Raw genomic sequence first — 24,865 nt, forward strand, 5'->3', positions numbered from 1 at the left:
GGCGCTGCAAACATAGGAAGTTTTTACTCATGGCGAAGCCGACGATCCTGCTGGTCGATGACTCGGTGCTGATGCGCACCATCATCGGCGACATCGTGCGCGCTGACGACGAGCTGTCCCTCGTCGGTGCGGCCGAAAACGGCAAGGTGGCTCTGGAGATGGTCAAGAGCCTGAAGCCCGACATCGTCCTGCTCGACATCGAAATGCCGGAGATGTCGGGTCTGGAGGTGATGGAGCATCTGTCGCTGATGTCGCGCGCCAAGGTGATCATCATCTCCTCCGTCGCGCAGGTCGGCTCGCCCGAAGCGAACGAGGCCCGAGCCCTGGGTGCGGTGGAGATCATCGCCAAGCCGTCCGGCACCATGAGCCTCGACCTTGCCCACAAGAAGGGCCACGACATCGTCGCCGCCATCCGCCGCGCCGCCGGCTTGCCCCCGCCCTTGAAGCCCTGAGTCTCCGGTTCGGCGCCTTCTTTTGTGAGCGGTGACCCATGACCAGCGAACTGATCGAGACCCTGTGGCGACAGTTCGGCGTCGAGGCCGGCGAACATTTCGACCTGCTGGAAAAGCTGCTGTCCGCCGGCCCCGGCGACGGGCCGGAGGCGGAACGGATCGCTGCCCTGTTCCGCTCCTTCCATTCGCTGAAGGGGGCCGCCCGCGCCATGGACCTCTTCGCGATGGAGGCGGTGGCGCACCGGGCGGAAACCATCCTCGGCCGTGTGCGCGGCGGTGCGCTGGCGCTGACGGAGGAGGTCGCCGCCCCGCTGCTGGAGGCTCTGGACGCGCTGCGCGGGCTTGCCGAGGCCGGCATGCGCGACCGCCGCGACGGGCAGGCGCCGGCCGACCTGCTGGCGCGGCTCGACGCGCTGGGCGGGGAGGGGCCCGCCGCCAAGCCCGTTCCCGCCCCGCCGCCGCCCCCGCCGGTGCGTCTGCACGAGAACGAGCGGATGCTCGGCCTGTTCGTCGGGCTGCTGCATGACGGGATGGCGACGCTGACCCGCGCGCTCGACCTAGACAGCCTGGACGAGGAGGGGCTCCGCAGCGTCGACGACACAGCCGACCGGCTGGAGCTGGCCTGCGAGCGGCTGAACTTCCTGCCCTTCGCCGACACGCTGCGCCGGTTCCGCGAGGCGCTGGCCGCCCGTGATGCCGACGCTATCCTGCGCGAGCTTCAGGCCGTCGCCACCGCCAGCGCCCGCATCGGGCGACTGACCGGCAAAGATGCCGGTGCGGCGATCCTGGCGACCCTGCTGGCCGACCACAACGCCCAGATCCTTGCCCAGGGCGGCGCCCGCGCCGATGCGCTGCTGGCCGATCCGTCGGTGCTGGCCGATGCGTCCGTTGCCGCCGAACTTGCCGGGCTGCTCGACCGTATGGCGGCGACGCTGGACATCGTCCGGCTGCCGCGCGGCTCCGCCCTGCTGCGGGTGCTGGCCGATGTGATGCGCCGTACACCCGCCGCCGACCATGCCGACTGGCCGATCCTGATGGCCGACGCCCGCACCATGATCGCCGATCTGGCGGCGCGGGCAGCGTGCGATCCGGCCGGGGATTTGGACGCGGACGGGGTGGCTGCGCTGGAAGGCCGCCTGCGCACCTTCGTCGATGCCGTCTCGGCCGAGCGGGAGGCGGGCGAGGCGCGCCGTCCGCTGAACGCCGACGATCTTTCGGCCCTTGGGCTCGATCCCGGCCTGCTGCGCTTCCTGTCGCCCGACAGCACCGCCGACCTGCGCGCCGCCATCGCCGATCCGGAGATGCGGCTCTACGAGGTCACCGCCTTTCTGGAAACCTCGCCGGAGGTCGCGTCCGGGTTCGTCCAGTGGATGGGCAGCAAGGTGCGCGCCATCACCAACTGGCCGGAGTTCATCGACGGCAAGACCTGGCTGCGTGTGCTGATCGCCTCCCCGCAGGAGCTTCCCGCCCTGGCGGACGCCCTCGCCGGCATCGACCCCGGCGGCGGCTTCCTGCGCATCCGCGCCTGCGCGCCGTCCGATCCGGCCGGGGATGGCGGGGAGCCGGTCACACCTGACCTGCCGGTCCCTGCCGATGCGCGGACCCTGCCTGCGGTGCAGTCCGCCGGTGCACCGGTGACGACCGCTGCCCCGCAGCCTGCCGCCCCATCCGCCCGCCCGGCGGCCCCCGCCGCTGGTGGCGTGCTGCGCGTGCCCGGCGAGGTGATCGACCGCTTCATGGCCCGCATCGACGGCATGGTCCTGCTGTCCGGCGACCTCAACGCCACGGCCAACGACCTGCGGCTGGAGTCGGCGCTCGCCGCCTTGACCGAGCGGCTGGGTGCCGGCGATCCCGACCTGCGTCTCCTGCGTGAGGCGGTCGAGCATCACCGCCGCGACCTGCTGGACCTCGACGCCCAGCTCAGCCGCTCCGTCGACCGGCTGCGCGAGGCGGCGCTGGACCTGCGCGTCGTTCCCATCGAGACCCTGTTCAACCAGTTTCCCCGCGTCGTGCGCGAACTGGCACGCGGGCAGGGCAAGTCGGTCCGCTTCGCCACCGAGGGCGGCGAGGTCCGCATCGACAAGAGCATGGTCGAGATGCTCTACGACCCGCTGATGCACATGGTGCGCAACGCCATCGACCACGGCATCGAGCCTGCCGCCGACCGTGAGGTGGCCGGCAAGCCGGCCCAGGCCACGCTTTCCCTGCGCGCCATCCAGCGCAACAGCCGCGTCGTGGTCGAGATCGTCGACGATGGCCGCGGCATCGCGACGGAGGCGGTGCGCGCCAAGGCGGTGAGCCAGGGCCTGATCGGCGAGGAGGACAGCCTGCACCTGTCGCCCGATGCGGTGCGGGAATTCATCTTCGCCCCCGGTTTCTCCACCGCCGACACGGTGACCGAGACGTCCGGCCGCGGTGTCGGCATGGATGTGGTGCGCAATGCCATCACCCGGCTGGGCGGCAGCATCGCCATCCGCACGCGGGACGGGGCGGGCACCGCCTTCGCCATCGACCTGCCGCTGTCGGCGGCGATCCTGCGCACCCTGCTGGTCCAGGTCGACGATCAGGTGCTGGCGATCCCCGACCGCTTCGTCGAGGAGGTCTGCGGCTTCACCGCCGACGATTTCCACCGCGTCTCCGGCTGCTGGACCGTCATGCGCCGCAAGCGGGTACTGCCGGTGGTCCGCCTCGCCGATGCGCTGGGCTTTCCCGCCGAGGGGGAGTGGCCGCTCTGCGGCCCCGGCCAGCGCCTCGTCGTCGTTCTGCGCCAGGGCGGCCGCCGCATCGGGCTGGAGATCGACAGGCTCCTGCGCCGCGGCGACCTGTTCGTCCGCGAAAGCCATCCCGGCCTCGCCGAGGTGCCCGGTGTCGGCGGCGTCTCCCTGCTGAACGACGGCCGCATCGTCATTATCCTGGACGGCGACGAACTCTATCGCCTCGCCGCGCTGGCCCAGCGGCGGGAGGCCGATGCGCCGGCCTGATGCACCCGTTCGGCTTGGCCGGTTCATGAAGGGAAATTCATGGTTGAGTCAGGTTGGGGACAGGGCGGACGGGCTAATGTCCTTCTTGTGACGCGGTCGGGCCAGCCCCCCTGAAACACCGGCCCGTCACAATTGAGCGTCTTCTTATCTGGTGTCTCTTCCCGATGGTTCCCTGCCATCGGACCCGACCGTCCGGTTCTCCCGTTTGCCTCCGGACGGTACCTATCGGCGGAGCGCGTCCAAGCCAATTTCCTGGCCGACGTTGCCCCCCACCATAGGCCCCCTGGCCTTGGGTGCGCTCCGCCGTCCCTTCTTTTCCCCGCCTTTTCCCCAATGCCGTTCAGCAGCCTTGACGCAGGAAGGCCCACCCGGCTTTCTGGTGGCCGTCGAAGGCTTTTCCGGTAGCGACCCGCCCGTGCGTCCCGCCATCCTGTTTCCGCTGTTCAAACCGGTCACGGCACTTCCCGGCCTCGGCCCCCGGCTGGGCAAGCTGGTGGAGAAGCTGGCCGGCGCCCATGTGGTCGACCTGCTGTGGCATCTGCCCTGCGGCGTGGTCGACCGCCGCTTCTCGCCGACGATCGCGCAGGCGCCGCATGGGCGCATCGCCACCCTGACCGTGCGCATCGATTCGCACGCGCCGCCGGTGAACCCGCGCCATCCCTACAAGATCCGCTGCACCGACGAGACCGGCGTGCTGGAGCTGGTCTACTTCCATATCCGCGGCGACTGGCTGTCGAAGCAGATCCCCGCCGGCACCACCATGGTGGTTTCCGGCAAGGTGGAGTGGTTCAACGACACCGCCCAGATCACCCACCCCGACGCCGTCGTCCCGGTCGACGCCAAGGAAGATCTGGAACTGGTCGAGCCGGTCTATCCGATGACCGCCGGCCTGCCGGCCAAGACCTTGCGCAAGGCGGTGCGCGCGGCGCTGAACGATGTCCCGCCGCTCGACGAATGGCAGGATCCGGCATGGCTGGCCCGCCGCCAGTGGCCGAGCTGGGCCGAGGCGCTGAAGCGCGCCCACACGCCGGAGGATGAGGGCGACCTCGCCGCCACGGCCCCCATCCGCTGTCGCCTCGCCTATGACGAACTGCTGGCGAACCAGCTCGCCCTGATGCTGGTGCGCGCCAGCCAGCGCCGGCTGGCCGGGCGGGCGACCCAGGGCGACGGCAGCCTGCGCCGCGCCGCGCTCGCGGCGCTGCCCTTCTCCCTGACCGGTTCGCAGGCCGGGTCGCTGGAGGAGATCTATGCCGACATGGCCGCCGAGCGGCGGATGCTGCGGCTTCTCCAGGGCGATGTCGGCAGCGGCAAGACCGTAGTCGCGCTGATGGCGATGCTGAACGCGGTGGAGACCGGCGCCCAGGCCGCGCTGATGGCGCCCACGGAAATCCTCGCCCGTCAGCATGCCGAGAGCCTGGCGCCGCTGTGCAGGGCGGCCGGCGTCGAGATCGGGCTGCTGACCGGGCGCGACAAGGGCAAGGCACGCCAGGCTGTGCTCGACCGGCTGGCCTCCGGCGAACTGCCGCTGCTGGTCGGCACCCATGCCCTGTTCCAGGAGGATGTCGCCTTCAAGGATCTGGCGCTGGCGGTGATCGACGAGCAGCACCAATTCGGCGTCCATCAGCGCCTTCAGCTGTCGGCCAAGGGGCGGGCGGTCGATGTGCTGGTGATGACCGCCACCCCGATCCCGCGCACTCTGACCCTGACCGCCTATGGCGACATGGACGTGTCGCGCCTGACCGAGAAGCCGGAGGGCCGCAAGCCGGTGCAGACCGTCACCATCGCGCTGGACCGGCTGGAGGAGGTCGTCCACGGCATCCAGCGCAAGGTGGCGGAGGGGGCGCGGGTCTATTGGGTTTGCCCGCTGGTCGACGAATCGGAGCAGAGCGACCTCGCCGCCGCGACCGAGCGCCATGCCTTCCTGCGCGCTACCTTCGGCGACCGTGTCGGGCTCGTCCATGGCAAGATGCGGGGGCCCGACAAGGACGCGGTGATGGCCGCCTTCGCCGAAGGCAGCCTGGACGTTCTGGTCGCCACCACGGTGATCGAGGTCGGCGTGAACGTGCCGGAAGCGACGGTGATGGTGATCGAGCATGCCGAACGCTTCGGCCTCGCCCAGCTTCACCAGCTGCGTGGCCGGGTCGGCCGTGGCGAGAAGCCGTCGAGCTGCCTGCTGATGTTCGAGTCGAACCTGACGGAGACGGCGCGGGCACGGCTGAAGACCCTGCGCGACACCGAGGACGGCTTCGTCATCGCCGAGGAGGACTTGCGCCTGCGTGGTGCCGGCGAGGTTCTGGGCACCCGCCAGTCGGGCCTGCCGGGCTTCCGGATGGCCGACCTCGCGGTGCATGGCGACCTGCTGGCGGTGGCGCGCGACGATGCCCGGCTGGTGGTGGAGCGCGACCCCGACCTCGCCAGCCCGCGCGGGGAGGCGCTGCGGACCCTGCTCTACCTCTTCGAACGCGATGCGGCGGCCAAGACCTTGCGGTCGGGCTGATCGCCGTCCAGATCCTCATCGTCGGGATCGGCCGGTATTTCCACCAGGGTGGGGCGGCGGTCGGGCGGGACGACGATGCCGCCGGACATCACCAGCTTCAGCCCATCCTCGACGGTCATGTTCAGCACGGTCACCTCGCGCCGCGGCACCATCGCCAGATAGCCGGCGGTGGGCGGCGCGCAGGGGATGAAGACGTTGACGATGTCGTCGGCTTCGCCGGCCAGCTTCACCTGCACCTCGGGGTGGGCGCTGCCGGTGATGAAGCCCAGCGACCACACGCCGGGGCGCGGATACTGGATCGCCACCACCTCGCGGAAGGCGTTCGACTTCTTGGCCAGCACCGTCTCGAAGATCTGCTTCACCCCGCCATAGACGGAGCGGACGACCGGCATGCGTCCGACCACCCCCTCGCCGACACCGAGCACCAGCCGGCCGACATAGCCGGCGGCGAAGGCGCCGATCAGGGTGACGGCGATGATCACCACCAGAACGCCGATGCCGGGGATCGAGAAGGGCAGGTAGTTTTCCGGATTGTAGACGCTGGGGATCAACGGTCGGATATAGCCGTCGATCAGCGACACGAACCACCATGCGATATAGACGGTGATGGCGATGGGGGCCGTCACCAGGATGCCGGCCAGGAAATAGGCCCGCAGCCGTCCCATCAACCCGATGCCCTCGCGGCGGTGCCGCGCCGGCTCCCCCATCTGGCCTTTCGCCTGGGGCTTGCCCTGGGACTTCGGGTCGGCCTTCACCTCGGCCTTCGGTTCAGTCTGATCTCCGCTCACGCCTGCCCATCCGCCCATCGTCCATCCGCGCCATAGTGGGGCAAGCGCCGTCCGCTCTCAACTGCCGCGTAAGGGAACGCGGGAATTGGGAAAAGCGTCAGCCGACCAGCGAGCTCGCGATCACGGACAGCAGCGTGACGGCCCCGGCGATGGCGGCGCCGTCGACATGGTTGGGGAAGGCGCGCCAGAACTCGTCCTTCGAGACTGGTTCCGGTGCGTCGTATTCGTCCATCGACAGGCCGGCGGCGAGGCTGCCGCAGGTGTGGTCGGCGATGGCGCCCGACAGATGCGCCATGGCGACGGCGAGATAGCAGAACTTCACGAAATCCAGCAGGAAGCCCAGCGTGCTGCTCGCCTCGCCCAGCGGGCTGGCGGTGAAGCCGGTGGCGGCGACCGTGCTCGCCATGGCGATGGCCGCCGCGAAGGGGATCAGGGCGACCGACAGCAGCCGTTGGCGGTCGATGCGGCGGGCGGTGGGCACGGGGAACAGGGTCGGCATGGTCGGCGCTCCGGGCAACGATGGGTTCGGCAAATGGGAAATTCGGCGAGGCGTCACCCCCTTCTGCGCGCTTGGCGTTAACGGAGGGTTGACACCGGCCAATAGTCACAGCGCCTTCCACCTTTGCGCAGGTCACGCTATCCTTCGGGGCAACATACAGTCCGGGGCGAAGCCGGAATCTTCCGCGCCAAAGACCGACATGACGAAACCAGAATGACCAAGCCCGACAGCCCGGCCGATGGGCTGGCCGAGGCATCCGCCGCCGGCCTGGACCGCATCGCGCTGCTTCGACCGCTGTCCGCCGACCAGCGCGCCGCGGTGGCGCGCCAATGCCGCTGGCGCCGCTTCGCTCCCGACGAGCAGCTGATCGACCATTGGGCCGAGACCCGCGACGTCGCCTTCCTGGTCGAAGGGCGGGTGCGGGTGCTTAGCCATTCGGCCGGTGGGCGCGAAATCAGCTTCAACGACATCGAGGCGGGGGAACTGGTGGGGGAAATGTCGGCGCTGGACGGCCGTCCGCGGTCGGCGTCGGTGGTGGCGCTGGGGGAGGGCGCCTTGGTCGCCTTCCTGCCGGCCAAGCCTTTCCAGGCTTTGGTGACCGTCCATCCGGAACTGGCGATGGCGACGATGCTGCGGCTGTGCGACAAGCTACGCGGGGCCACCGACCGCATCATGGAACTGTCGACGCTCGGCGCCAACAACCGCGTCCATGCCGAACTGCTGCGCCTTGCCAAGCGTGGCTCACGCCAGGGTGCCTCGGCGATCATTGCGCCGATTCCCGTCCATTCCGACATCGCCGCCCGCGTCAGCACCACGCGTGAAACCGTCGCCCGCGTTCTGAGCGACCTGACCCGCGACGGGCTGCTGGAACGCCGTCCCGACGCGCTGGTGGTGCGCGACCTGTCACGGCTGGAAATGCTGGTCGAGGATGTCCGCGGCGGCGCCTGAGAGCGCGGGCAGGGAAACGGACCCTGAGAACGGACCCTGAAAAAGAAAAGGCCGCGGCAGCCCGTATGGTCGGGCCGTGCCGCGGTCGCCTTTCAAACCCTCAAGACTTTTTTTGCTTTTTTGTACCGCGATCAGCGGTGCAGAGACCGGACCAGGATCGCCACCGGGGTGGCCAGGGCCCATTCGGTCAGGAACGCGGCAACCGGACGCAGCAGGATCGCCGCGGGCGTGGCCTCGAACCAGTCGGCGGCGAAATCGCGGACCGAATGCTGGGGCTGGGCGTCGCCATGGATGCCATGATCGCCATGATCGCCATGATGAAGGCTGAGGATGCTCATGATCGTCTCCGTCGGCTGAAAATGTCGGAAGGGGTGGCGGGGTGTCAGCGCTTCAGCAGGCCGAGCAGGTAGCCGGCCGGGGTGGCGGCAACCCATTCCTGCAGAAAGGCGCCGACCGGACGCAGGACCAGATAGGCCGGGGTGGCTTCAAACCAGGCCACCGGGAATTCGGCGACGGCATGCAGGGCATCGGTCGAAGCGTGGTGTTCGGTGCCGGGCTGGAAAGTGGTGGTGGTCATCGTTGTCTCCATCGGGCTGTTGAGGAGACTATATACTGGTATACCCAATGCCAAATACGCGGCCTTTGCATTGCTGGATGCTGCAAAAATTACAGCTATACAGAGGTTTCCTTTGGCAAATCGTCATTATACAAACCAATCAGCATTACGAACTATCAACCCACGGCGACGCCTTCCGGACTGTTCGCCCGCATCCCTAGGATGTTCGGCCGACCAACCAACATCTTGACAGTGCTGCCGGAAAAAACGACTTCAGGGGGATGGTTCAGTACATCGGCCCCGATCCGCTCCGCAGTCTCTACGACGCCGTCCAGACGATGCGGCGCGAACCGTCTGCCATTCCCGAGACTTCCCGCACCGGAAAGCTGCTGGCCCAAGGCCGCGCCCGCATGGCGCGCAAGGTGGGAGAGGAAGCGATCGAGGTGGCGATCGAGGCGATGCGCGGCGACCGCGGCGCGCTGGTGATGGAGGCGGCGGACCTGCTGTACAATCTGGTGGTCCTGCTGGCCGACCTCGATGTCGCCCCCGACGAGATCCTGGCGGAACTGCGGCGGCGCGAGCTGGCCTACGGCATAGCCGAGAAGCTGCCGAAATCGGACGACCCCATCAATGGTGTCGCCGCCGGCCATGACAGGCCGCTTTCCCCCAAATCCAATCCGGACAAATCCAGTTCGGACAAGTCCAATTCCGACAAGTCCAATCAGGCCAAACGCTGCAAGCGTTAGGCGGGGTCCGCCTCCCGCGGGAAGACCAGATCGAACCGCGTGCCCACTCCCCTGGCGAAATGGTATTCGCCGCGGATTTGCCGGCTGAAGGCCCGGATCAAATCCATGCCCATCGACCGCCGTCCGGGCGGGGCGGCATCCTCCGGTTCCGGCGCGCCGGTGCCGTCATCCTCGATGGTCAGGTGCAGCGATCCGTCTTCCGCCGTCACCGCGATGTCGATGGTGCCGGAGCAGCGGCCCGTGAAGGCATGCTTGTAGGCGTTCGACACCACCTCGTTCAGGATCAGGGCGAAGGGCACCACGCGGTTCAGGTCGAGGCTGACGGGCTCGACCCGGTGCCTGATGACGATGGTCCGGCCGGGGCGGCTGTGGAAGCTGTTGAGGTGCCCGGCCAGCGCCTCGACGAAATTGTCGAGCCGGACCGCCGACACGCCGGTGGAGCGGTAGATCTGCTCGTGGATCAGACCCATCGTGTTGATGCGCGTCAGGGCTTCGCTGAATGGCGCTTCCAGTTCGGGCGACCGTTGCGCCTGCAACTCCAGCAGGCTGAGAATGACCTGCAGGTTGTTCTTCACCCGGTGATGAATGTCGCGCAGCAGCACTTCCTTGTCGGCAAGTGCCTGATCGAGATGGCGGGTGCGCTCGGCTATGCGCCCCTCCAGCGCCTCGTTGGCGCGGCGCAGCGCCACCTGCGCATTGGCGGCCTGCCGCGACCGGTGCAACGCGATGCCGCCCAGCAGGCCCAGCAGGCCGAGCGCCGGGAAAGCCGTCAGGACATAGGGCAGCACCCGGTCGAGCCAGGCGGCCTCGATGGAGGCGACATCGGTGCCATAGACCACGTAGACGGGCAGGTCGGGCACCTTGCGGCGGGCCAACAACCGCTCCACCCCGTCGGAGGGGGTGACCGCGCGGAAGATGCCGTTCCTGTCGGGGGTGGAGATCAGCTCCGGGAAGCGTCCGATGGCGGCGCTGTCCTCCGGCGCGATCATCGGATTGCGGACCAGCACCTCGCCATCCTCGCGCATCAGCAGGATCACATCGCGGGACCCATGCAGGACCGAACGGTAGAAGTCGGTGAAATAGCTGGGAAGCAGCGAGATCTGCGCCACACCCTGGAACCGGTGGCCGGGCAGCTCCATCCGCCGGCTCAGGGTGAAGACGACCTCCGGCACGATCTTGCCGTTCAGCCGCGGGCCGATGTGAAGCATCGTGCCGGGATTCAGATGGGCGCGGAAATATTCGCGGTCTCCCGCGTTCAGCGGGCGCATCGGCCATTCGTAGCTGCTGGCGCGCACCCGCCCGGTCTCGTCGGTGATCCAATAGGACTGGACCTCCGGCGATTGCGCGGCCATCGCCTTCAGCCGCTCGAACAGCAGGGGAGTGCCGTCGATCCGGTCCCAGCCCAGATCGTCCACCATCCATTCCATGTGCGACAGGGTGGAGGCATGGATGCCCAGCGTCCTGGCCGCATGTTCCTCAAGAACGCGGGCGATGGCGATGCTGCGGTTCTCCGCCTCGGAGATCACTTGGTTGCGATACTGGTAGGCCGAAAACACCAGAAGGGCGCCGGTGAGGAGGAGCGACACCGCCAGCAATGCGCCCACAGCCAGGGACGCCGCCTTGCGCCCCCCCCGTTCCGCAACCCGGCTTCCCGCGGCATGTGAGTCCTGTTCGAGGCCGGCAGGGGTCATCGGGGCGAGGTGGTCCTTCCACTAAAGGGGATGGCCTTACAGGAGATGGCCTTAGAGGAGATGGGCTGGGCGCGAGAATAGCTCAACCGTTGCATTCCGTCATCCAACAACCATGTCGGGTTAAGAGTGGATACTATTTCCCCGAATGGTGGGCCTCGTCCAGCCTTCCGCCAGATCGGGTGGCCGTCCGGCATTCACGCCCTGGGGCTTCTGCCGGCGGAGCATCCCCGCAGCATGGACAAAGGAATCCTCCATCCTCTCTCCTGGTGGGCAACCATCCCGTGATCAGTGTCGCACCCGCTCCGTCCTTTGCACAGCTTCCGTTGTGTGTCTGGGCAATGAACTCTTGCAAAACATTGACGAACTGACACAGCGCTGTTCGCTCATATGCGACAAATTGAAACGAATGTTGTCGATTCGTCCGATCTGACTTGGAACAGGCACCGGACGGTGGTTCCATTGTGCTGCGGTGAGGGCGGTCATGCGCAGTGGTGTGGGGGCGGCGGATGATGGGGATGGTCGGTGGGCTGGACGACGAGCTGCTGTTCGGCCCGGAAGACAGCGCCGTAACGGTGGCGACGCCCCAGCGGCCCTCCGGGCTGCCCTGGCCCGTTCTGGTGGTGGACGACGATCCCCAGGTCCATGCCATGACCGCGGTTCTGCTGCGCGACTTTGATTTCGACGGACGCCCGTTCGAGGTGGTGAGCGCGCTGTCGGCGGAGGAGGCGAAGGCGGTCCTCGCCCGGCGGCCGGACCTGCCCATTGCCCTGCTCGACGTGGTGATGGAGACGGAGGATGCCGGCCTGAAACTGGTCCGCCACATCCGGGAGGAACTGGGCAACCACCGCATGCGCATCATCCTGCGCACAGGCCAGCCGGGACAGGCGCCGGAACGCGACGTCATCGTCGGCTATGACATCAACGATTACAAAGCCAAGAGCGAGCTGACCGCCCAGCGTCTTTTCACCACCCTGGTCAGCGCGTTGCGCGCCTGGCGCGACATCGTGACGATCGAGCGCAACAGGCAGGGGCTGGAACGGATCCTCAGCGCATCGGCCCCGCTGTTCGAGATGCGGCCGATGCGCAGCTTCGTCCAACGGCTGGCGGAGCAGATCGCCCGCGTCGTCGATCACGGCGCCGCGCCGGCGGTGCTGGCCTGCCGGCCGGTTGCGCGTGCCGACGGCGGCCTGACCGACGAAATCGTCGCCGGGCTGGGTCCGTTCGCCGACAGCATCGGCATGCCGGTGGGCGACGTCCTGACTGCCACCGCCGCCGCGGAGGTGGCAACTGCGCTCGCCACCCAGTCCAACCTCTACAGTGACGACCATTGCGTCCTGGTTTTCCGCACGCGCGAGCATGGCGTGACTGTCTTCCGGCTGGAACGGACGGAGCCCTATGTCGCCGACGAGCACCGCCTGCTGGAGCTGTTCTGCAACCGCGTCGCCATCGGGTTCGACAATGTCTGCCTGTATGAGGAACTGATGGCGCTGAACCGCTCGCTGGAACAGCGGGTGGAGGATCGCACGCTGGAACTGGCCGCCAACCAGAAGGCGCTGATCCTGGCGAAGGAGCGGGTGGAACGGGCGCTGGAGCGCGAACTGCTGGCGCGCGACCAGCAGCGCCAGTTCCTGGGCATGGTCAGCCACGAATTCCGCACGCCGCTCGCCATCATCGACAGCGCCGCCCAACTGCTGGCGATGCGGGCCGGGCAGGTGGAGCCGGAGATGCTGGAACGGCTGGCGGTGATCCGCGGCAGCGTGCAGCGCCTGACCGGCCTGATCGACTCCCATCTGACCGACGAGCGGCTGCAGAGCAACGCCCTCGTCGTGGAGCGGGCCGAAATCGATCTGCCGGACCTGATCCGCACCGTCGTCCAGCCTTTCCGCGTCGCCTACCCCGACCGCGAGTTCCGGCTGACCTTGGACCGCTTGCCGCCGCGGGCGGAGATCGACGCCAACCTGATCGGTCTGGTGATCAGCAATCTGGTCAACAACGCCCTCAAATATTCCGGACCGGGTGGGCCGATCCTCCTCAGCGGCGACACCGACGGCGCCATGGCGGTGATCGAGGTGACGGACCATGGCCGCGGCATTCCAGAGGTGGAGCTTCCGCGCCTGTTCGACCGCTTCTTCCGCGGGACCGGCGCCTCCGGAGTGCCGGGCACCGGCATCGGGCTGCACACCGTCCAGCAGATCGCCCTGCTGCATGGCGGCGCGGTCGCCGTCGACAGTGTGCCGGGGAAGGGCTCGACCTTCCGGATCGTGGTGCCGGTGTGATGCAACGCGTTGGCGCGCCTGCTTCCATGTCGCCTCTCCGAAAGTCTGTGGCCCTTTGTCATAGGAGGTGACATAGTCGGGCGGAACCCCGGTATCCGTGGAACCTCAGGCTACAGCCATGCTTGCCCAGCAATATGCGTCGATTAAGCGCGATCTCGACGACAAGGGGATCGTGTTCTCTTTCAGCGGTTATTTGTCGGAGGGGATACTTTATTCCCTGGGTGAGGCTCTGCGCGAGAAGATGGCCTTGGAAGCAGCCGACGGACCCACCATCCGCCGTGTCTTCTCCGTCTTCGTCGAGCAGATGCAGAACATCATCCGCTACTCGGCGGAGAAGGTGTCCGGCACCGCCGGCCGCGCGGTGGAACTCAGCGCCGGAATGGTCACCATCGGCATGGAACGCGGCAAGGTCTTCATCGTCTGCGGCAACACCGTGCGCAACAGCGAAGTGCCCCGTCTGAAGGAACGGCTCGACCATCTGAAGAGCCTGGATCGCGACGGCATCAAGACCTACTACCGCGAACAGCTTCGCGAGGAGCCGGACGACGGCAGCCGCGGCGCCACGCTGGGATTGATCGAGATCGCCCGGCGGGCCAGCGATCCCATCGATTACGATTTCAACGCGATGGACGCCGACCGCAGCTTCTTCTGCCTCAAGGTCAGCGTATGAACGTCCGGGCCGAGCACCACGCGATGGGCTGCCTGACCATTCCCGCCACCGGACGGACGCCGGGCGTGTCGTTCGATTTCGCCAGCGGCCATCTGCGGATGACCGGCGAGTCCTATCCCGACGATGTCGCAGCGTTCTTCGGCCCGGTATTCGAGGCGCTGCGCGGCTTTCTCGGCGATCCAGATGGCGGTCCCATCCGCTTCGACATGGAGCTTCTCTACTTCAACAGCTCCAGTGCCAAGGCGCTGATGAACATTTTCCAGATGCTCGAGACGGTGGCCAAGGGCGGGCGGCCGGTGACGCTGACATGGTGCGTCGAGGAGAGTGACGAGTCCATGCGCGAACTGGGCGAGGATTTCGCGGAGGATTTGCGGCACGTCGTCTTCCAGATGCGGGAGATGCCCGCCGGCGGCCCGCCATGAGCTTCAATCTCTTCGCCGCGGAGGAGGAGGCCCTCGCCAAGGCCCGCGCTCTGGAAACGAGGCTGGGCACGCTGGCGCCGGACTGCCTACCCGAATTCCGCGACCTGATCGCCGCCTTTGAGCTCAGCACGCGGGAGCAGCAGCGGCTTGTGCGGGTCAGCGACCGGTTGCAGGCCCAATTGAGCGACGCCATCCACGAGTTGGATCGCCAGCGCAGCGAGGCGGAGGCGGCACTCGATCACCTGCGCGAGGCGCAGGAGGCGATGGTCCAGTCGGAGAAGCTGGCGTCGCTCGGCGCGCTGGTCGCCGGCGTCGCCCATGAGATCAACACGCCGGTCGGCATCGCCGTGTCCTGCGCCTCGCATCTGGCCGACGCCACCCAGGCGATGCGCCGGCGCGCAGACGACGGGACCTTGGGCAAGGCGGAGTTCGCCCGCTACCTCGCGACGGCGGTCGACACCACCGATCTGATCCTCGGCAATTGCGAAAGGGCGTCTCAGTTGATCGCCGGCTTCAAGCAGGTGGCGGTGGACCGCGCCAGCGCGGTCCGGCGAACCGTCAATCTCGCCGCCTATATCCAGGACACGCTGGTCAGCCTTCAGCCCAAGTTCCGGCCATCGGGCCATGCGGTGGCGGTCTATTGCCCCGCCGACCTGGAACTGGACAGCTATCCCGGCGTGCTGTCGCAGATTTTGTCGAATCTGGTGATGAATGCGCTGACCCATGCCTTCGTCGACGGGCAGGCAGGGGGGATGGCGATCACGGTGGATTGTCCGGACGCCGACACCGTCCGCATGTGCTTCGCCGACAATGGCCGCGGCATGAGCGAGGAGCACAGTGCCCGGGTGTTCGAGCCCTTCTTCACCACCAGGCGCGGTCGCGGCGGCAGCGGGCTTGGGCTCCACATCGTCCACAATCTGGTGGTCGGTGTTCTGATGGGCTCGATCACGGTGTTAAGCGCGCCCGACCTGGGCACCAGTTTCACCCTGCAGTTCCCACGCCGGACACCCGACCGCGAACTGCCGGTCGAGGCTCTGACGATGTAGAGCCGGGACTCAGCCCTGGCCCGTCCCGACCACCCGGATCGGGGCGGAGAACACGTAACCGACGCCATGCACCGACTTCAGCGGCGCAGGACCGCCGATGGCGCCCTCCACCTTGTGGCGCAGGCGGCCGACAACGGTGTCGATGGAGCGGTCTTCCGGGTTCCAGCGGCGATTGTACAAGGCCTGCGAGATCTGGTCGCGGGTCGCCGGCTTGCGTGCCTGGGCGGCGAGCAGGCTGGTCAGCTTCATCTCCATGCTGGTCAGGCTGATGCGGATGCCGGCGGGGTTGGTCAGGCTCCATTCCGTCGGGTCCAGCGACCAGCGCGCCTCGTCCGCCCCGTCGCCGGCGGCCTCGCCGGACGCCACACCGTTGGCGGACTGGGCGGCCAACTCCGCGGCGCGCTCGCTCAGCCGCCGCAGCAGCGACTTCACCTGCGCTTCCAGTTCGCGAAGCTCGACCGGCTTCACCAGATAGGCGTCGGCGCCGATCTCCAGCCCGACGATGCGGTCGACCGTCGAACTGCGGGCGGTGACCATGATGATGCCGGCGCCATGATGGTCGCGCAGCCGGGCGGCGATCTTGAACCCATCCTCGTCGGGCAGATTGACATCCAGGATGACGATGGCGGCGGTGCGGGTCTGCAACAGCCGGTCCAGTTCCGTCCCGTCCCGTGCGCCGATGGCATCGAATCCGCAGCTCGACAGATACTCCACCATGTCGGACCGCAAAGAATTCTCATCTTCGACCACGACGATCGTCGGACCGGCCATGCCGTGTTCTCCCTATCACCACTCCAGCGGGTGCAACATACCCCGGAATGCCTAAATTTTAAAACAAACTTGAGAGGTAGCCGCTGCTCCCGCTGCTCCCGCTGCGTGTGCGTCACAACCCGTCACAATATATGACATGTCTGTAACAGATACGCACAATCGGTCCAGGACTTTTACGCCGCCCGGCGGCCGGACCCTGTGCTGGAGACGGCGACTGCGTCCGTCAGCCGCACGCGGAAACCGAACAGGGTGATGTCGTCACGCTGTTCGCGGCCGCACTGGAACCGGTCGAGCGAGCTTTCCACATCGGTCTTCAGACGGTCGAGTGGCGTGTGGGCGCCTTGGCTCAACAGCTCGTGCAGCCTGATTCGGCCAAAGCTGCGTCCCCGCTCCCCGCCATTCTGGTCGACCAGCCCGTCGGTGCTCATCAGGAAGGTCTGGCCGGGCCGCAGGGCAACGCTGTGGTTGGTGAAGGGCAACTCGGCGCCACCGCCGACCGGCTCTCTGCCGGTCGCGTGAAATGCGCTCGGACGATAGCCCAGGCTGCGGCGGTTGCCCCGCAGTTCCGTCACGCCGCAGTCCACCCCGCCGTCCACGCTGCCGTCCACGCCGCCCTCGGCAACGACCAGCAGCGGGATACGGGCGCCGGCAAAGACCAGTTTGCCCGCGGCCGGCCGGATGTGGCACAGCCCCAGGTCGAGGCCGTTGTCGAAGCAGTCGGCTCCGCCGCGCGCTTCCTCCTCTTGGTGCAGGGCGGCGCGGACCTTGCGGTCGACGGCGGCAAGCACCGCGGCCGGGTCCGCTGCGCCAAGCTGGTCCAGCACATTGTTGAGGATCGCGCTGGCGGTCATGGTCATGAAGGCGCCGGGGACGCCATGGCCGGTGCAGTCGGCCACCGCGACCACGAATCCGTCCTCGACCTCGCGGCAGACATAGAAGTCGCCGCTGACCACGTCGCGCGGGCGCCACAGAACGAAATGTTCGGTCAAGCCGGCCGACAGCGTGCCGGCTGACGGCAGGATGGCCGACTGGATCAGCTGGGCGTAGTTGATGCTGTCCATGATGGCGCGGTTGGTGGCGGCCAGCGCCTCCGTCCGGTCGCGGACCCGGCTTTCCAGGGTGCTGGTGTGGTCCTGCACCGTCGCCGCCATCCGGTTGAAGCCATCGGCAAGCACACCGATCTCGTCGCTCCGCCCGGCATCCATGCGGGCGCCGTATTCTCCGCGCGCCATGGCGCCGGCCAACTGCGTCAGGCGGCGCAGCGGACGCAGAACCATCCGGTTCAGCGTCAGCCCCAGCGCCGCCATCGCCCCCAGCAGCGACAGCAGAAGCAGCCCGGCGACCGGGATCAGCGCATCCAGCGTGGCTTGCCGCACCTCGGCCGTCGAATAGGCGATGCTGAGATGCCCGACCGTCTGCACCCGCCCTTCACGCCCGTGCAGAAGGATGGGGCGTTCGACGGTGACGATGCCGTCGGTATCCTCGGCCTTTCCTGTGGTTTTTCCGACCACGGTCCGTGCCAGCGGTTGCTCCCGGTCCGTCTCGAAGACGGAAATGGAGAGGATCGCCGGATCGCGGGCGGTCAGCGCCTCGATCATGCGCTGGGCGCTGCGGTTGTCCATTTCCCAGACGAAGCCGCTGAGCGCGTCGGCCTGGGTGGCGGCGACCAGCTCGGCCCGCCGCAGCAGATCCTGATGGCGCTGTCCTTCGACGATCTGCGCCGACAGCAGCATCGCGATGGTGCCGATGCTTGCCGTCGTCAGCAGGATGGCCCCGGCCACCCGCGCAAGCAGGGAGGATCGCCGTTTCAAGACAGGATTCCGCTGCGCCGCCAGAGGGTTTCCAGGCGCCCGTCCGCCTCCAGACGGTCGAGCAGCGCATTGAGCCAGCCGGTGGTGAGCGCCGCACCGTGCCGGATCAGGATGGTGTGCTCGTAAATCTGATCGGTGCGGTCGGAGACCAGGATCTGCCGGGCCAGATCCGGTTCGCGCTGCAGGAAACGGGTCAGGAAGGATCGGGTGACGATGGCCAGGTCGGCCCGCCCGGCGACGACGCTGCGGACATTGCCCTCATGCGTCACCGTGACGCGGGTGCGATAGCGCTGCTCCAGCCGCTTGGGGTCGGCATCGAAGCCGGCGAAGGCATAGTGATAGCCGAGCCGTCCGAGAATCGTCTTCCCGTTCAGATCGTCGAAATAATTCTGGTCGATCCCCGGCGCCGCCCTGGCGATGAACACCTCCGCGTCGCGCAGAAAGGGGCGGGTGGCGTCGACCGGACGGTCCTGCCAGCCCCAATTGCGGCACTCGAAGGCGATCATGTCGAACCGCCCCTGTTCCAGATCCTCGTAACGGCGCTGCGGGGCGGTCCTGACCGTCTCGAACCGGAATTCACCCTGCGCGCCGTTCAGCAGTTCCAGAAAGTCGCGGGTGATGCCGCCGCCGGTTTCGTCGACATAGGGCGGGAACTCATAGGCGCCGACCTGGACGACCGTGGCCGTCGCGTGTGCCGGGGCCGGCCGAAACCCGAGGAGCGGAAAGCTGCAGAGAAAGGGCAAGGCGGTTCCAAGAACCGTCCGGCGGGATATCGGCCCCGACATTGCGCCCCTCTCGTGCTACCTCGAACAGAACAGGGCTAGTCTACCCCGGTATGCACTCACCCCGCAATGCGGGACATTTCCTTATCAAGTCCGGGCAGATATTCGTTCCGGCTCGGTAACTTTCTCTCGGGGTCTTAAGCCGCCTCGGTGGCCCTTTCCGTCTGGGCGTCGGCCAGCGCGGCAATCTCGCCGCCGGTCAGGGTCTCGCGCTCCAGCAGGGCCTGGGCGATGCCGTCCAGGGCGGAGCGGTCGGTGCGCAGCAGGCGGCGGGCATGGTCCATGCCTTCGTCGGTGATGCGCCGGACCTCCTCATCGATGCGCCATGCCGTCCGTTCGGACCGGGCTCCGGGCTCCGCCGCCGCATGGGCGACGAAGCCGATCTCCTCGCTCATTCCCCAGGCGGTGACCATCCGCCGCGCCAGGTCGGTGGCGGCACGGAAGTCGGCCTCGGCCCCGGTGGTGACCTGATCGGCGCCGAAGGCGATCTCTTCCGCCGCGCGGCCGGCCATTGCGACGGCGATGTCGGCCATCAGCTTGGCGCGCGAGACCGAGACGCGGTCGCCCTCCGGCAGACGCACCACCATGCCCAGCGCGCCGCCGCGCGGGATGATGGTGGCCTTGTGGATCGGGTCGGCCTGCGGGCAGCGCAGCGACACCAGCGCGTGGCCGGCCTCATGCACCGCGATCAGCCGCCGCTCGTGCGCCGTCAGGGCGAGGCTGCGGCGCTCGGTGCCCATCAGCACGCGGTCCTTGGCGGCCTCGTAATCGGCCATGGTGACGATGACGCGGCCCTGGCGCGCCGCCGACAGCGCCGCCTCGTTGGTCAGGTTGGCCAACTCCGCGCCGGAGAAGCCCGGCGTGCCGCGCGCCACCGTGCGGGCGCAGACGTCGGGGGCCAGCGTCAGGCGCCCGGCATGAACGCCGAGGATGGCCTCGCGCCCGGCAACGTCGGGCAGGCTGACATGGATGTGGCGGTCGAAGCGGCCGGGGCGCAGCACGGCGGGGTCCAGCATCTCCGACCGGTTGGTGGCGGCGATCACCACCACCTCGCCACCCTCGACGATGCCGTCCATCTCGACCAGCAGCTGGTTCAGCGTCTGCTCGCGCTCGGAATGGCTGGTCGATTCGCCGCGCTTGCCGGCCAGCGCGTCGATCTCGTCGATGAACAGGATGCAGGGGGCGTTGGCACGGGCGGTCTTGAACAGGCTGCGCACGCGCGCAGCACCCAGCCCGACGAACATCTCGACGAAATCCGATCCCGACGCGGCGAAGAAGGGGACGCCGGCCTCGCCCGCCGCCGCCTTGGCCAGCATGGTCTTGCCGGTACCGGGCGGGCCGACCAGCAGGATGCCCTTCGGCACGCGCGCACCGGCCATGGCGAAGCGGCGCGGGTCCTTCAGGAACTGTACCGTCTCGCGCAGCTCCTCCTTGGCCTCGTCCACGCCGGCCACGTCGGCGAAGACGGTCTTGGTGTCCTCCGGCCGCACGCGGGTGGCGCGGCCCATGCCGAAGAACTGCCCGCCGCTCATCAGCAGCCCGCCGATCAGCAGCGCCACCACCACGAAGGGAGCGGTACGGTCCAGCACGCCCACCGTCTGCGCCATCAGCCCGCCGGGACCCTCGTCGAAGGCGATGGCGACCTTGTGGGCCCGCATCTCCTTCAGCAGATCGTCGGTCACCGGCATGACGACACGGTAGCGGCTGCCGTCCGTACCGACCGCATGGCCGGTGCCGTTGGCGAAGGTGATCGAGCCGAGTTCGCCGCGCCCGGCCTGTTCGATCAGCGCGCTGTAGGTGGCCGGCCGTTCATCCGCCCGCTGGTGGTGATCGTACCAGGCGGCGAAGCCGAGCCACACGGCAAGCAGGGCGGCCAGGACAGCAAGTGCGATCAACGGGCGTTTCGGCAGCGTGGGCATGTCGGCTCCGCAAAGGGAAAAGGACTGGCTTTCGATCTATGCCATTGATGCTGGAGGGCAGGGCATGGCGGCAACCGATAAGGCCCCGCGTCTCTTCTTTGACACCGTAAGCGGTGCATTTCCGGAATGGCTCCTTTCGGATTCTACGGAGATCTCAATCGGTTGCCGATAGGCTTCTCTTCGGACAGTATGGTCCTCCAACCAAAGCATACCGCCCGAACGATAAGGACCACACCGACATGGCCGAGGCCGCCGCCGCGGCGCCCGCCCTCCAGCTGGAAGGCGTGACCTGCACCTTTCCCTCACCCGACGGCCGGGGACGTTCCTACACCGCCGTCCAGGGCGCCAGCTTCACCGTGGCCGACGGGGAGTTCGTGTCGATCGTCGGCCCGACCGGCAGCGGCAAATCGACGATGCTCAACGTCGCCGCCGGCCTGCTGAAGCCCAGCGAGGGCCGCGCGCTCTCCTTCGGGCAGCCGGTGACCGGCATCAATCCCAAGGCCGGCTACATGTTCCAGGCCGAGGCGCTGATGCCCTGGAAGTCGGCGCTCGACAATGTCGCCGCCGGGCTGGAGTTCCGCGGCGTGTCGAAGGCGGAGGCGCGGGAGCGCGCGCTGCCCTGGCTGTCGCGCGTCGGGCTGGAAGGGTTCGGCAACCGCTTTCCGCACCAGCTTTCCGGCGGCATGCGCAAGCGCGTGGCGCTGGCCCAGACGCTGATCGTCGATCCGAAGATCATCCTGATGGACGAGCCTTTCTCGGCGCTCGACGTCCAGACCCGCCAGATGATGGAGAACGAGCTGCTCGACCTGTGGGCGGCCGACCGCAAGTCGGTGGTCTTCATCACCCACGACCTGGAGGAGGCCATCGCCATGTCCGACCGGGTGCTGGTGCTGTCTGCCGGGCCGGGATCGCGGCTGATCGGCGAATACCGCATCGGCCTCGACCGGCCGCGCGACGTGGCGGAAATCCGCATGACCCCGCAGTTCCTCGCCTTGCACCAGGAGATCTGGGCGCAACTGCGCGACGAGGTGCTGAAGGGCTACGCCCAGACCAAGCTGCGGTGACGACATCATGAGATCCCACGCCAAACGCCTGCCCAGCCGTCCGGTCATCCTGCTGCTGCAGCTGGCTGTCCTGATCGCTTTCTTCCTGATCTGGCATGTCCTGACAGACACCAAGATCCTCAGCCCCTTCTTCTTCGGCACGCCGGGGGCGGTGCTGGCCCGCACCTGGGCCGACTTCGCGTCGGGCGTCATCTGGTACCATCTCGGCATCACGCTGCTGGAGACCGCGCTGGCCTTCATCATCGGCACGGTGGCCGGCATCGCCTTCGGCTTCTGGTTCGCCCGCGCGCCGTTGGTCTCCGTCGTCTTCGACCCCTACATCAAGGCGGTCAACGCGCTGCCCCGCGTGGTGCTGGCGCCGATCTTCGCGCTGTGGCTCGGGCTCGGCATCTGGTCGAAGGTGGCGCTGGGGGTGACGCTGGTCTTCTTCATCGTCTTCTTCAACGTCTACCAGGGCGTGAAGGAGGTCAGCCCGGTGGTGCTGTCCAACGCCCGCATGCTGGGCGCCAGCTCCCGCGACCTGTTCCGCCATGTCTATCTGCCCTCGGCCCTGTCCTGGGTCTTCTCCTCACTGCACACCGCCGTCGGCTTCGCCATGGTCGGCGCGGTGGTGGGCGAGTATCTGGGCTCCGCCGCCGGACTCGGCTACCGCATCCATCAGGCGGAAGGCGTGTTCGACACGGTCGGCGTCTTCTCCGGCATGCTGGTGCTGACGATCTTCGTCGTCCTGATCGATGCCGCCGTCACCATGATCGAGAAACGGCTTTTGCACTGGCGCCCGCAGGACACCGGCGCCGGGCAGCATTGAAATTCAAAAGGGAGGAAACCCATGAAACTCAAATCGCTGATCGCGGCCGCCGCGGTCGCTCTCACTCTTGGGACGGCCGGGCTGGCCGCAGCCCAGCAGAAACTCGAAAAGACCGACATCAAGATCGCCGTCGGCGGCAAGCCGCTGCTTTATTACCTCCCGCTGACGCTGGCCGAGCGGCTGGGCTATTTCAAGGACGCCGGGCTTAACGTTGAGGTCAGCGACTTCGGCGGCGGGGCCAAGAGCCTCCAGGCCCTCGTCGGCGGCTCCGCCGATGTCGTGACCGGCGCCTACGACCACACCATCCAGATGCAGGCCAAGGGCCAGCCCATCGTCGCGGTGACGCAGCTCGGCCGCTATCCCGGCATCGTGCTGGCGTCGGTCAACAAGTCCGGCACCGTCAAGTCGGTGCAGGACCTGAAGGGCAAGAAGGTCGGCGTCACCGCTCCCGGCTCCTCGACCAACTTCATGCTGAACCATGTGCTGACTTCGCTCGGCTTGAAGCCTGAGGATGCCTCGGTCATCGGCGTCGGCGGCGGCCCCAGCGCCATCGCGGCGATCAAGCGCGGCGAGATCGACGCCATCGTCAATCTCGACCCGGTGATCAGCCAGGCCCAGGCCGACGGCGACATCACCATCCTGGCCGACACCCGGACCGAGAAGGGCACGATGGACGTCTATGGCGGCCCCTATCCCGCCGCCGTGCTCTACATGAAGCCGGACTTCATCAAGGAGAACCCGAAGACCACCCAGGCGCTGGCCGACGTCTTCGTCCGCACCATGCTGTGGCTGAACAAGGCCAGCACGGACGACGTGCTGAAGGTGCTGCCGGAGGAGTATTTCCTGGGCAACAAGTCGCTCTACGCCCAGGCCTTCGAGCATTCCAAGCCGACCTACTCGCCGGACGGCCGCTTCACCCAGGAGGGTGCCGACGCGGCCCTGAAGGTGCTGAAGGCCTTCGACCCGGCGGTTGCGTCCGCCAGCATCGACCTGTCCAAAACCTACACCAACCAGTATGTCGAGGATGCACTGAAGCGCCTCCAGAACTGAGTTGCCGGGCTCGCTCCGGAATACCCATAGGAAAAATGTGGGCGCGGCATTCTGTCGCGCCCTTTTTCATGCTGCGCCGCCGTTAGACTGGACGAAATCGGTCCTGATTGCTCCCGGATCAGGACCGCCCATCCAGCAGCGGAGTGTCCCATGGCCGAAGTGATTTTCTACGGACTGGCCGGTTGCCCGGCGAACGCCAAGCAGAAACAGCAGTTGGCCGCCGCCGGCCACACGCTGGTGGACCGCGACCTCGCCACTGCCGACCTGACTGCCGCGGAACTGCGTGCCTTCTTTGGCGGCAAGGAGGTCGATGCCTGGTTCAACCGCCGTGCCGCCGCGGTGAAATCCGGTGCCGTGACGCCCGGCGCCCTCGACGAGCCCGCCGCGCTGGCGGCGATGCTGGCCGACCGCGACCTGATCCGCCGTCCGCTGATCCAGGTCGGCGACCGCCGCGAGGCCGGTTTCGACCCCACCACTCTCCACGGCTGGATCGGCCTGACCTCCGCCGAAAGCTGCGACGACAAGCATGCCCGCGGCCAGTGCGACCACGGACACCAGCATTTCGTCAAGGCGCCGGCAGCCTGAGGCTGCTTACTCCGGCGGCACTTCGCGCGGCTTGCGGTCCTCGCCGATGGCGACATAGGTGAACATGCCCTCCGTCACCTTAATCGGGTCGGAGCCGGACCGTTCGCGCCGCACCCAGGTTTCGACGCGGATGCGGATCGAGGTGCGGCCGACCTTTTCGATCCGGGCGAAGCAGCTGACCTCGTCACCGACGAAGACCGGCTTGTGGAAGGTCATCGCCTCGATCCCGACGGTGGCGACGCGGCCATGGCTGCGCCGCACCGCCACCGTCCCGCCGGCCAGATCCATCTGCGCCAGCAGCCATCCGCCGAAGATGTCGCCGTTCGGATTGGTGTCCGCCGGCATCGCGATGGCCCGCAGGGCAGGGCCGTTGTCGAAGTCATATCCGTCCGCTGCGCTCATGCTTCCTCCGGCGTCAAAAAAATTTCGCCCACAAAACCATGTGGCGACGCAGTATAAGCGGCCCAGGATGCGCTTGCGCACCCCTGACGAAATTCCTATCA

General features: G+C 67.6%; 23 protein-coding genes. 13 read left to right on the plus strand and 10 right to left on the minus strand.

Annotation, left to right across the window (positions count from 1 at the left end; translation table 11 throughout):
• The first annotated feature begins 29 nt into the window (after positions 1-29).
• The 3 genes from ACWPN8_RS07810 (at position 30) to recG (ending at position 5,930) form a co-directional block, all read left to right on the plus strand.
• Positions 30-452, plus strand: a complete 423-nt coding sequence (locus ACWPN8_RS07810) for a response regulator (RefSeq protein WP_492240419.1) — start codon at positions 30-32, stop codon at positions 450-452.
• A gap of 38 nt (positions 453-490) precedes the next feature.
• Positions 491-3,433 carry a chemotaxis protein CheA gene (locus ACWPN8_RS07815; protein ID WP_492240420.1) on the plus strand — a complete coding sequence of 981 codons (2,943 nt, stop codon included), beginning with the start codon at positions 491-493 and terminating at the stop codon, positions 3,431-3,433.
• Between the two features lie 415 nt (positions 3,434-3,848).
• Positions 3,849-5,930 (plus strand): ATP-dependent DNA helicase RecG, encoded by a 2,082-nt coding sequence (gene recG / locus ACWPN8_RS07820; RefSeq protein ID WP_492240421.1) that lies wholly within the window; start codon positions 3,849-3,851, stop codon positions 5,928-5,930.
• Here the strand turns inward: recG and ACWPN8_RS07825 are convergent.
• Entirely contained in the window at positions 5,882-6,718 is an 837-nt protein-coding gene (locus ACWPN8_RS07825) for a DUF502 domain-containing protein (protein ID WP_492240422.1), read from the minus strand. The two genes, recG and ACWPN8_RS07825, sit on opposite strands and share 49 nt — an antisense overlap.
• 97 nt (positions 6,719-6,815) lie before the next feature.
• Entirely contained in the window at positions 6,816-7,217 is a 402-nt protein-coding gene (locus ACWPN8_RS07830) for a hypothetical protein (protein WP_109447431.1), read from the minus strand.
• 213 nt (positions 7,218-7,430) lie between these two features.
• Here ACWPN8_RS07830 and ACWPN8_RS07835 point away from each other — a divergent pair, with 213 nt between their 5' ends.
• Positions 7,431-8,165 carry a Crp/Fnr family transcriptional regulator gene (locus tag ACWPN8_RS07835; protein WP_492240423.1) on the plus strand — a complete coding sequence of 245 codons (735 nt, stop codon included), beginning with the start codon at positions 7,431-7,433 and terminating at the stop codon, positions 8,163-8,165.
• A 131-nt stretch (positions 8,166-8,296) separates the two neighbouring features.
• Here the strand turns inward: ACWPN8_RS07835 and ACWPN8_RS07840 are convergent, their stop codons facing one another.
• Entirely contained in the window at positions 8,297-8,503 is a 207-nt protein-coding gene (locus tag ACWPN8_RS07840) for a hypothetical protein (RefSeq protein WP_492240424.1), read from the minus strand.
• Positions 8,504-8,547: 44 nt separating this feature from the next.
• Entirely contained in the window at positions 8,548-8,742 is a 195-nt protein-coding gene (locus ACWPN8_RS07845; protein WP_247873041.1) for a hypothetical protein, read from the minus strand.
• A gap of 260 nt (positions 8,743-9,002) precedes the next feature.
• On the opposite strand from ACWPN8_RS07845, the gene hisE reads away from it, so the two are divergent.
• Positions 9,003-9,467: a phosphoribosyl-ATP diphosphatase gene (hisE, locus tag ACWPN8_RS07850; RefSeq protein WP_492240425.1), complete on the plus strand. Its 465-nt coding sequence runs from the start codon at positions 9,003-9,005 to the stop codon at positions 9,465-9,467.
• Here the strand turns inward: hisE and ACWPN8_RS07855 are convergent.
• Complete coding sequence (locus ACWPN8_RS07855; protein WP_492240426.1) at positions 9,464-11,053, minus strand: sensor histidine kinase; 1,590 nt, start codon at positions 11,051-11,053, stop codon at positions 9,464-9,466. The two genes, hisE and ACWPN8_RS07855, sit on opposite strands and share 4 nt — an antisense overlap.
• Positions 11,054-11,664: 611 nt before the next feature.
• On the opposite strand from ACWPN8_RS07855, the gene ACWPN8_RS07860 reads away from it, so the two are divergent.
• From ACWPN8_RS07860 to ACWPN8_RS07875, 4 genes are all read left to right on the plus strand, one after another.
• Positions 11,665-13,434, plus strand: a complete 1,770-nt coding sequence (locus tag ACWPN8_RS07860) for a hybrid sensor histidine kinase/response regulator (protein WP_492240427.1) — start codon at positions 11,665-11,667, stop codon at positions 13,432-13,434.
• A gap of 118 nt (positions 13,435-13,552) precedes the next feature.
• Positions 13,553-14,104 (plus strand): SiaB family protein kinase, encoded by a 552-nt coding sequence (locus ACWPN8_RS07865; protein WP_109447419.1) that lies wholly within the window; start codon positions 13,553-13,555, stop codon positions 14,102-14,104.
• Positions 14,101-14,526, plus strand: coding sequence for a DUF1987 domain-containing protein (locus ACWPN8_RS07870; protein ID WP_492240429.1), 426 nt, complete (start codon positions 14,101-14,103; stop codon positions 14,524-14,526). The genes ACWPN8_RS07865 and ACWPN8_RS07870 overlap by 4 nt, the downstream gene beginning before the upstream one ends.
• The gene (locus ACWPN8_RS07875) at positions 14,523-15,572 is read left to right on the plus strand and encodes a sensor histidine kinase (RefSeq protein WP_492240431.1); all 1,050 of its coding nucleotides are present in this window, start codon (positions 14,523-14,525) and stop codon (positions 15,570-15,572) included. The genes ACWPN8_RS07870 and ACWPN8_RS07875 overlap by 4 nt, the downstream gene beginning before the upstream one ends.
• A 9-nt stretch (positions 15,573-15,581) precedes the next feature.
• On the opposite strand, the gene ACWPN8_RS07880 is transcribed toward ACWPN8_RS07875, so the two are convergent.
• The 4 genes from ACWPN8_RS07880 to ftsH all read right to left on the minus strand — a co-directional run bounded on the left by ACWPN8_RS07880 (position 15,582) and on the right by ftsH (position 20,855).
• On the minus strand, positions 15,582-16,343 hold the full coding sequence (locus tag ACWPN8_RS07880; protein ID WP_492240433.1) for a response regulator transcription factor: 762 nt from the start codon (positions 16,341-16,343) through the stop codon (positions 15,582-15,584).
• Between the two features lie 173 nt (positions 16,344-16,516).
• Positions 16,517-18,154, minus strand: coding sequence for a SpoIIE family protein phosphatase (locus ACWPN8_RS07885; protein WP_492240434.1), 1,638 nt, complete (start codon positions 18,152-18,154; stop codon positions 16,517-16,519).
• Positions 18,151-18,897: a substrate-binding periplasmic protein gene (locus tag ACWPN8_RS07890; RefSeq protein ID WP_492240435.1), complete on the minus strand. Its 747-nt coding sequence runs from the start codon at positions 18,895-18,897 to the stop codon at positions 18,151-18,153. Before ACWPN8_RS07890 ends, ACWPN8_RS07885 begins: the two co-directional genes overlap by 4 nt.
• Before the next feature lie 176 nt (positions 18,898-19,073).
• Positions 19,074-20,855 carry an ATP-dependent zinc metalloprotease FtsH gene (gene ftsH, locus ACWPN8_RS07895; protein WP_492240436.1) on the minus strand — a complete coding sequence of 594 codons (1,782 nt, stop codon included), beginning with the start codon at positions 20,853-20,855 and terminating at the stop codon, positions 19,074-19,076.
• A 239-nt stretch (positions 20,856-21,094) separates the two neighbouring features.
• On the opposite strand from ftsH, the gene ACWPN8_RS07900 reads away from it, so the two are divergent.
• The 4 genes from ACWPN8_RS07900 to ACWPN8_RS07915 all read left to right on the plus strand — a co-directional run bounded on the left by ACWPN8_RS07900 (position 21,095) and on the right by ACWPN8_RS07915 (position 24,362).
• Entirely contained in the window at positions 21,095-21,919 is an 825-nt protein-coding gene (locus ACWPN8_RS07900; protein ID WP_109447407.1) for an ABC transporter ATP-binding protein, read from the plus strand.
• Between the two features lie 7 nt (positions 21,920-21,926).
• Entirely contained in the window at positions 21,927-22,727 is an 801-nt protein-coding gene (locus tag ACWPN8_RS07905) for an ABC transporter permease (protein WP_492240437.1), read from the plus strand.
• A 21-nt stretch (positions 22,728-22,748) separates the two neighbouring features.
• Positions 22,749-23,777, plus strand: coding sequence for an ABC transporter substrate-binding protein (locus ACWPN8_RS07910; RefSeq protein WP_492240438.1), 1,029 nt, complete (start codon positions 22,749-22,751; stop codon positions 23,775-23,777).
• Positions 23,778-23,894: 117 nt separating this feature from the next.
• Positions 23,895-24,362, plus strand: coding sequence for an ArsC/Spx/MgsR family protein (locus ACWPN8_RS07915; RefSeq protein WP_492241380.1), 468 nt, complete (start codon positions 23,895-23,897; stop codon positions 24,360-24,362).
• 6 nt (positions 24,363-24,368) lie between these two features.
• On the opposite strand, the gene ACWPN8_RS07920 is transcribed toward ACWPN8_RS07915, so the two are convergent.
• On the minus strand, positions 24,369-24,764 hold the full coding sequence (locus ACWPN8_RS07920; RefSeq protein WP_109447399.1) for an acyl-CoA thioesterase: 396 nt from the start codon (positions 24,762-24,764) through the stop codon (positions 24,369-24,371).
• Positions 24,765-24,865: the final 101 nt, after the last annotated feature.

This window comes from Azospirillum sp. UENF 112521 (assembly GCF_058780665.1).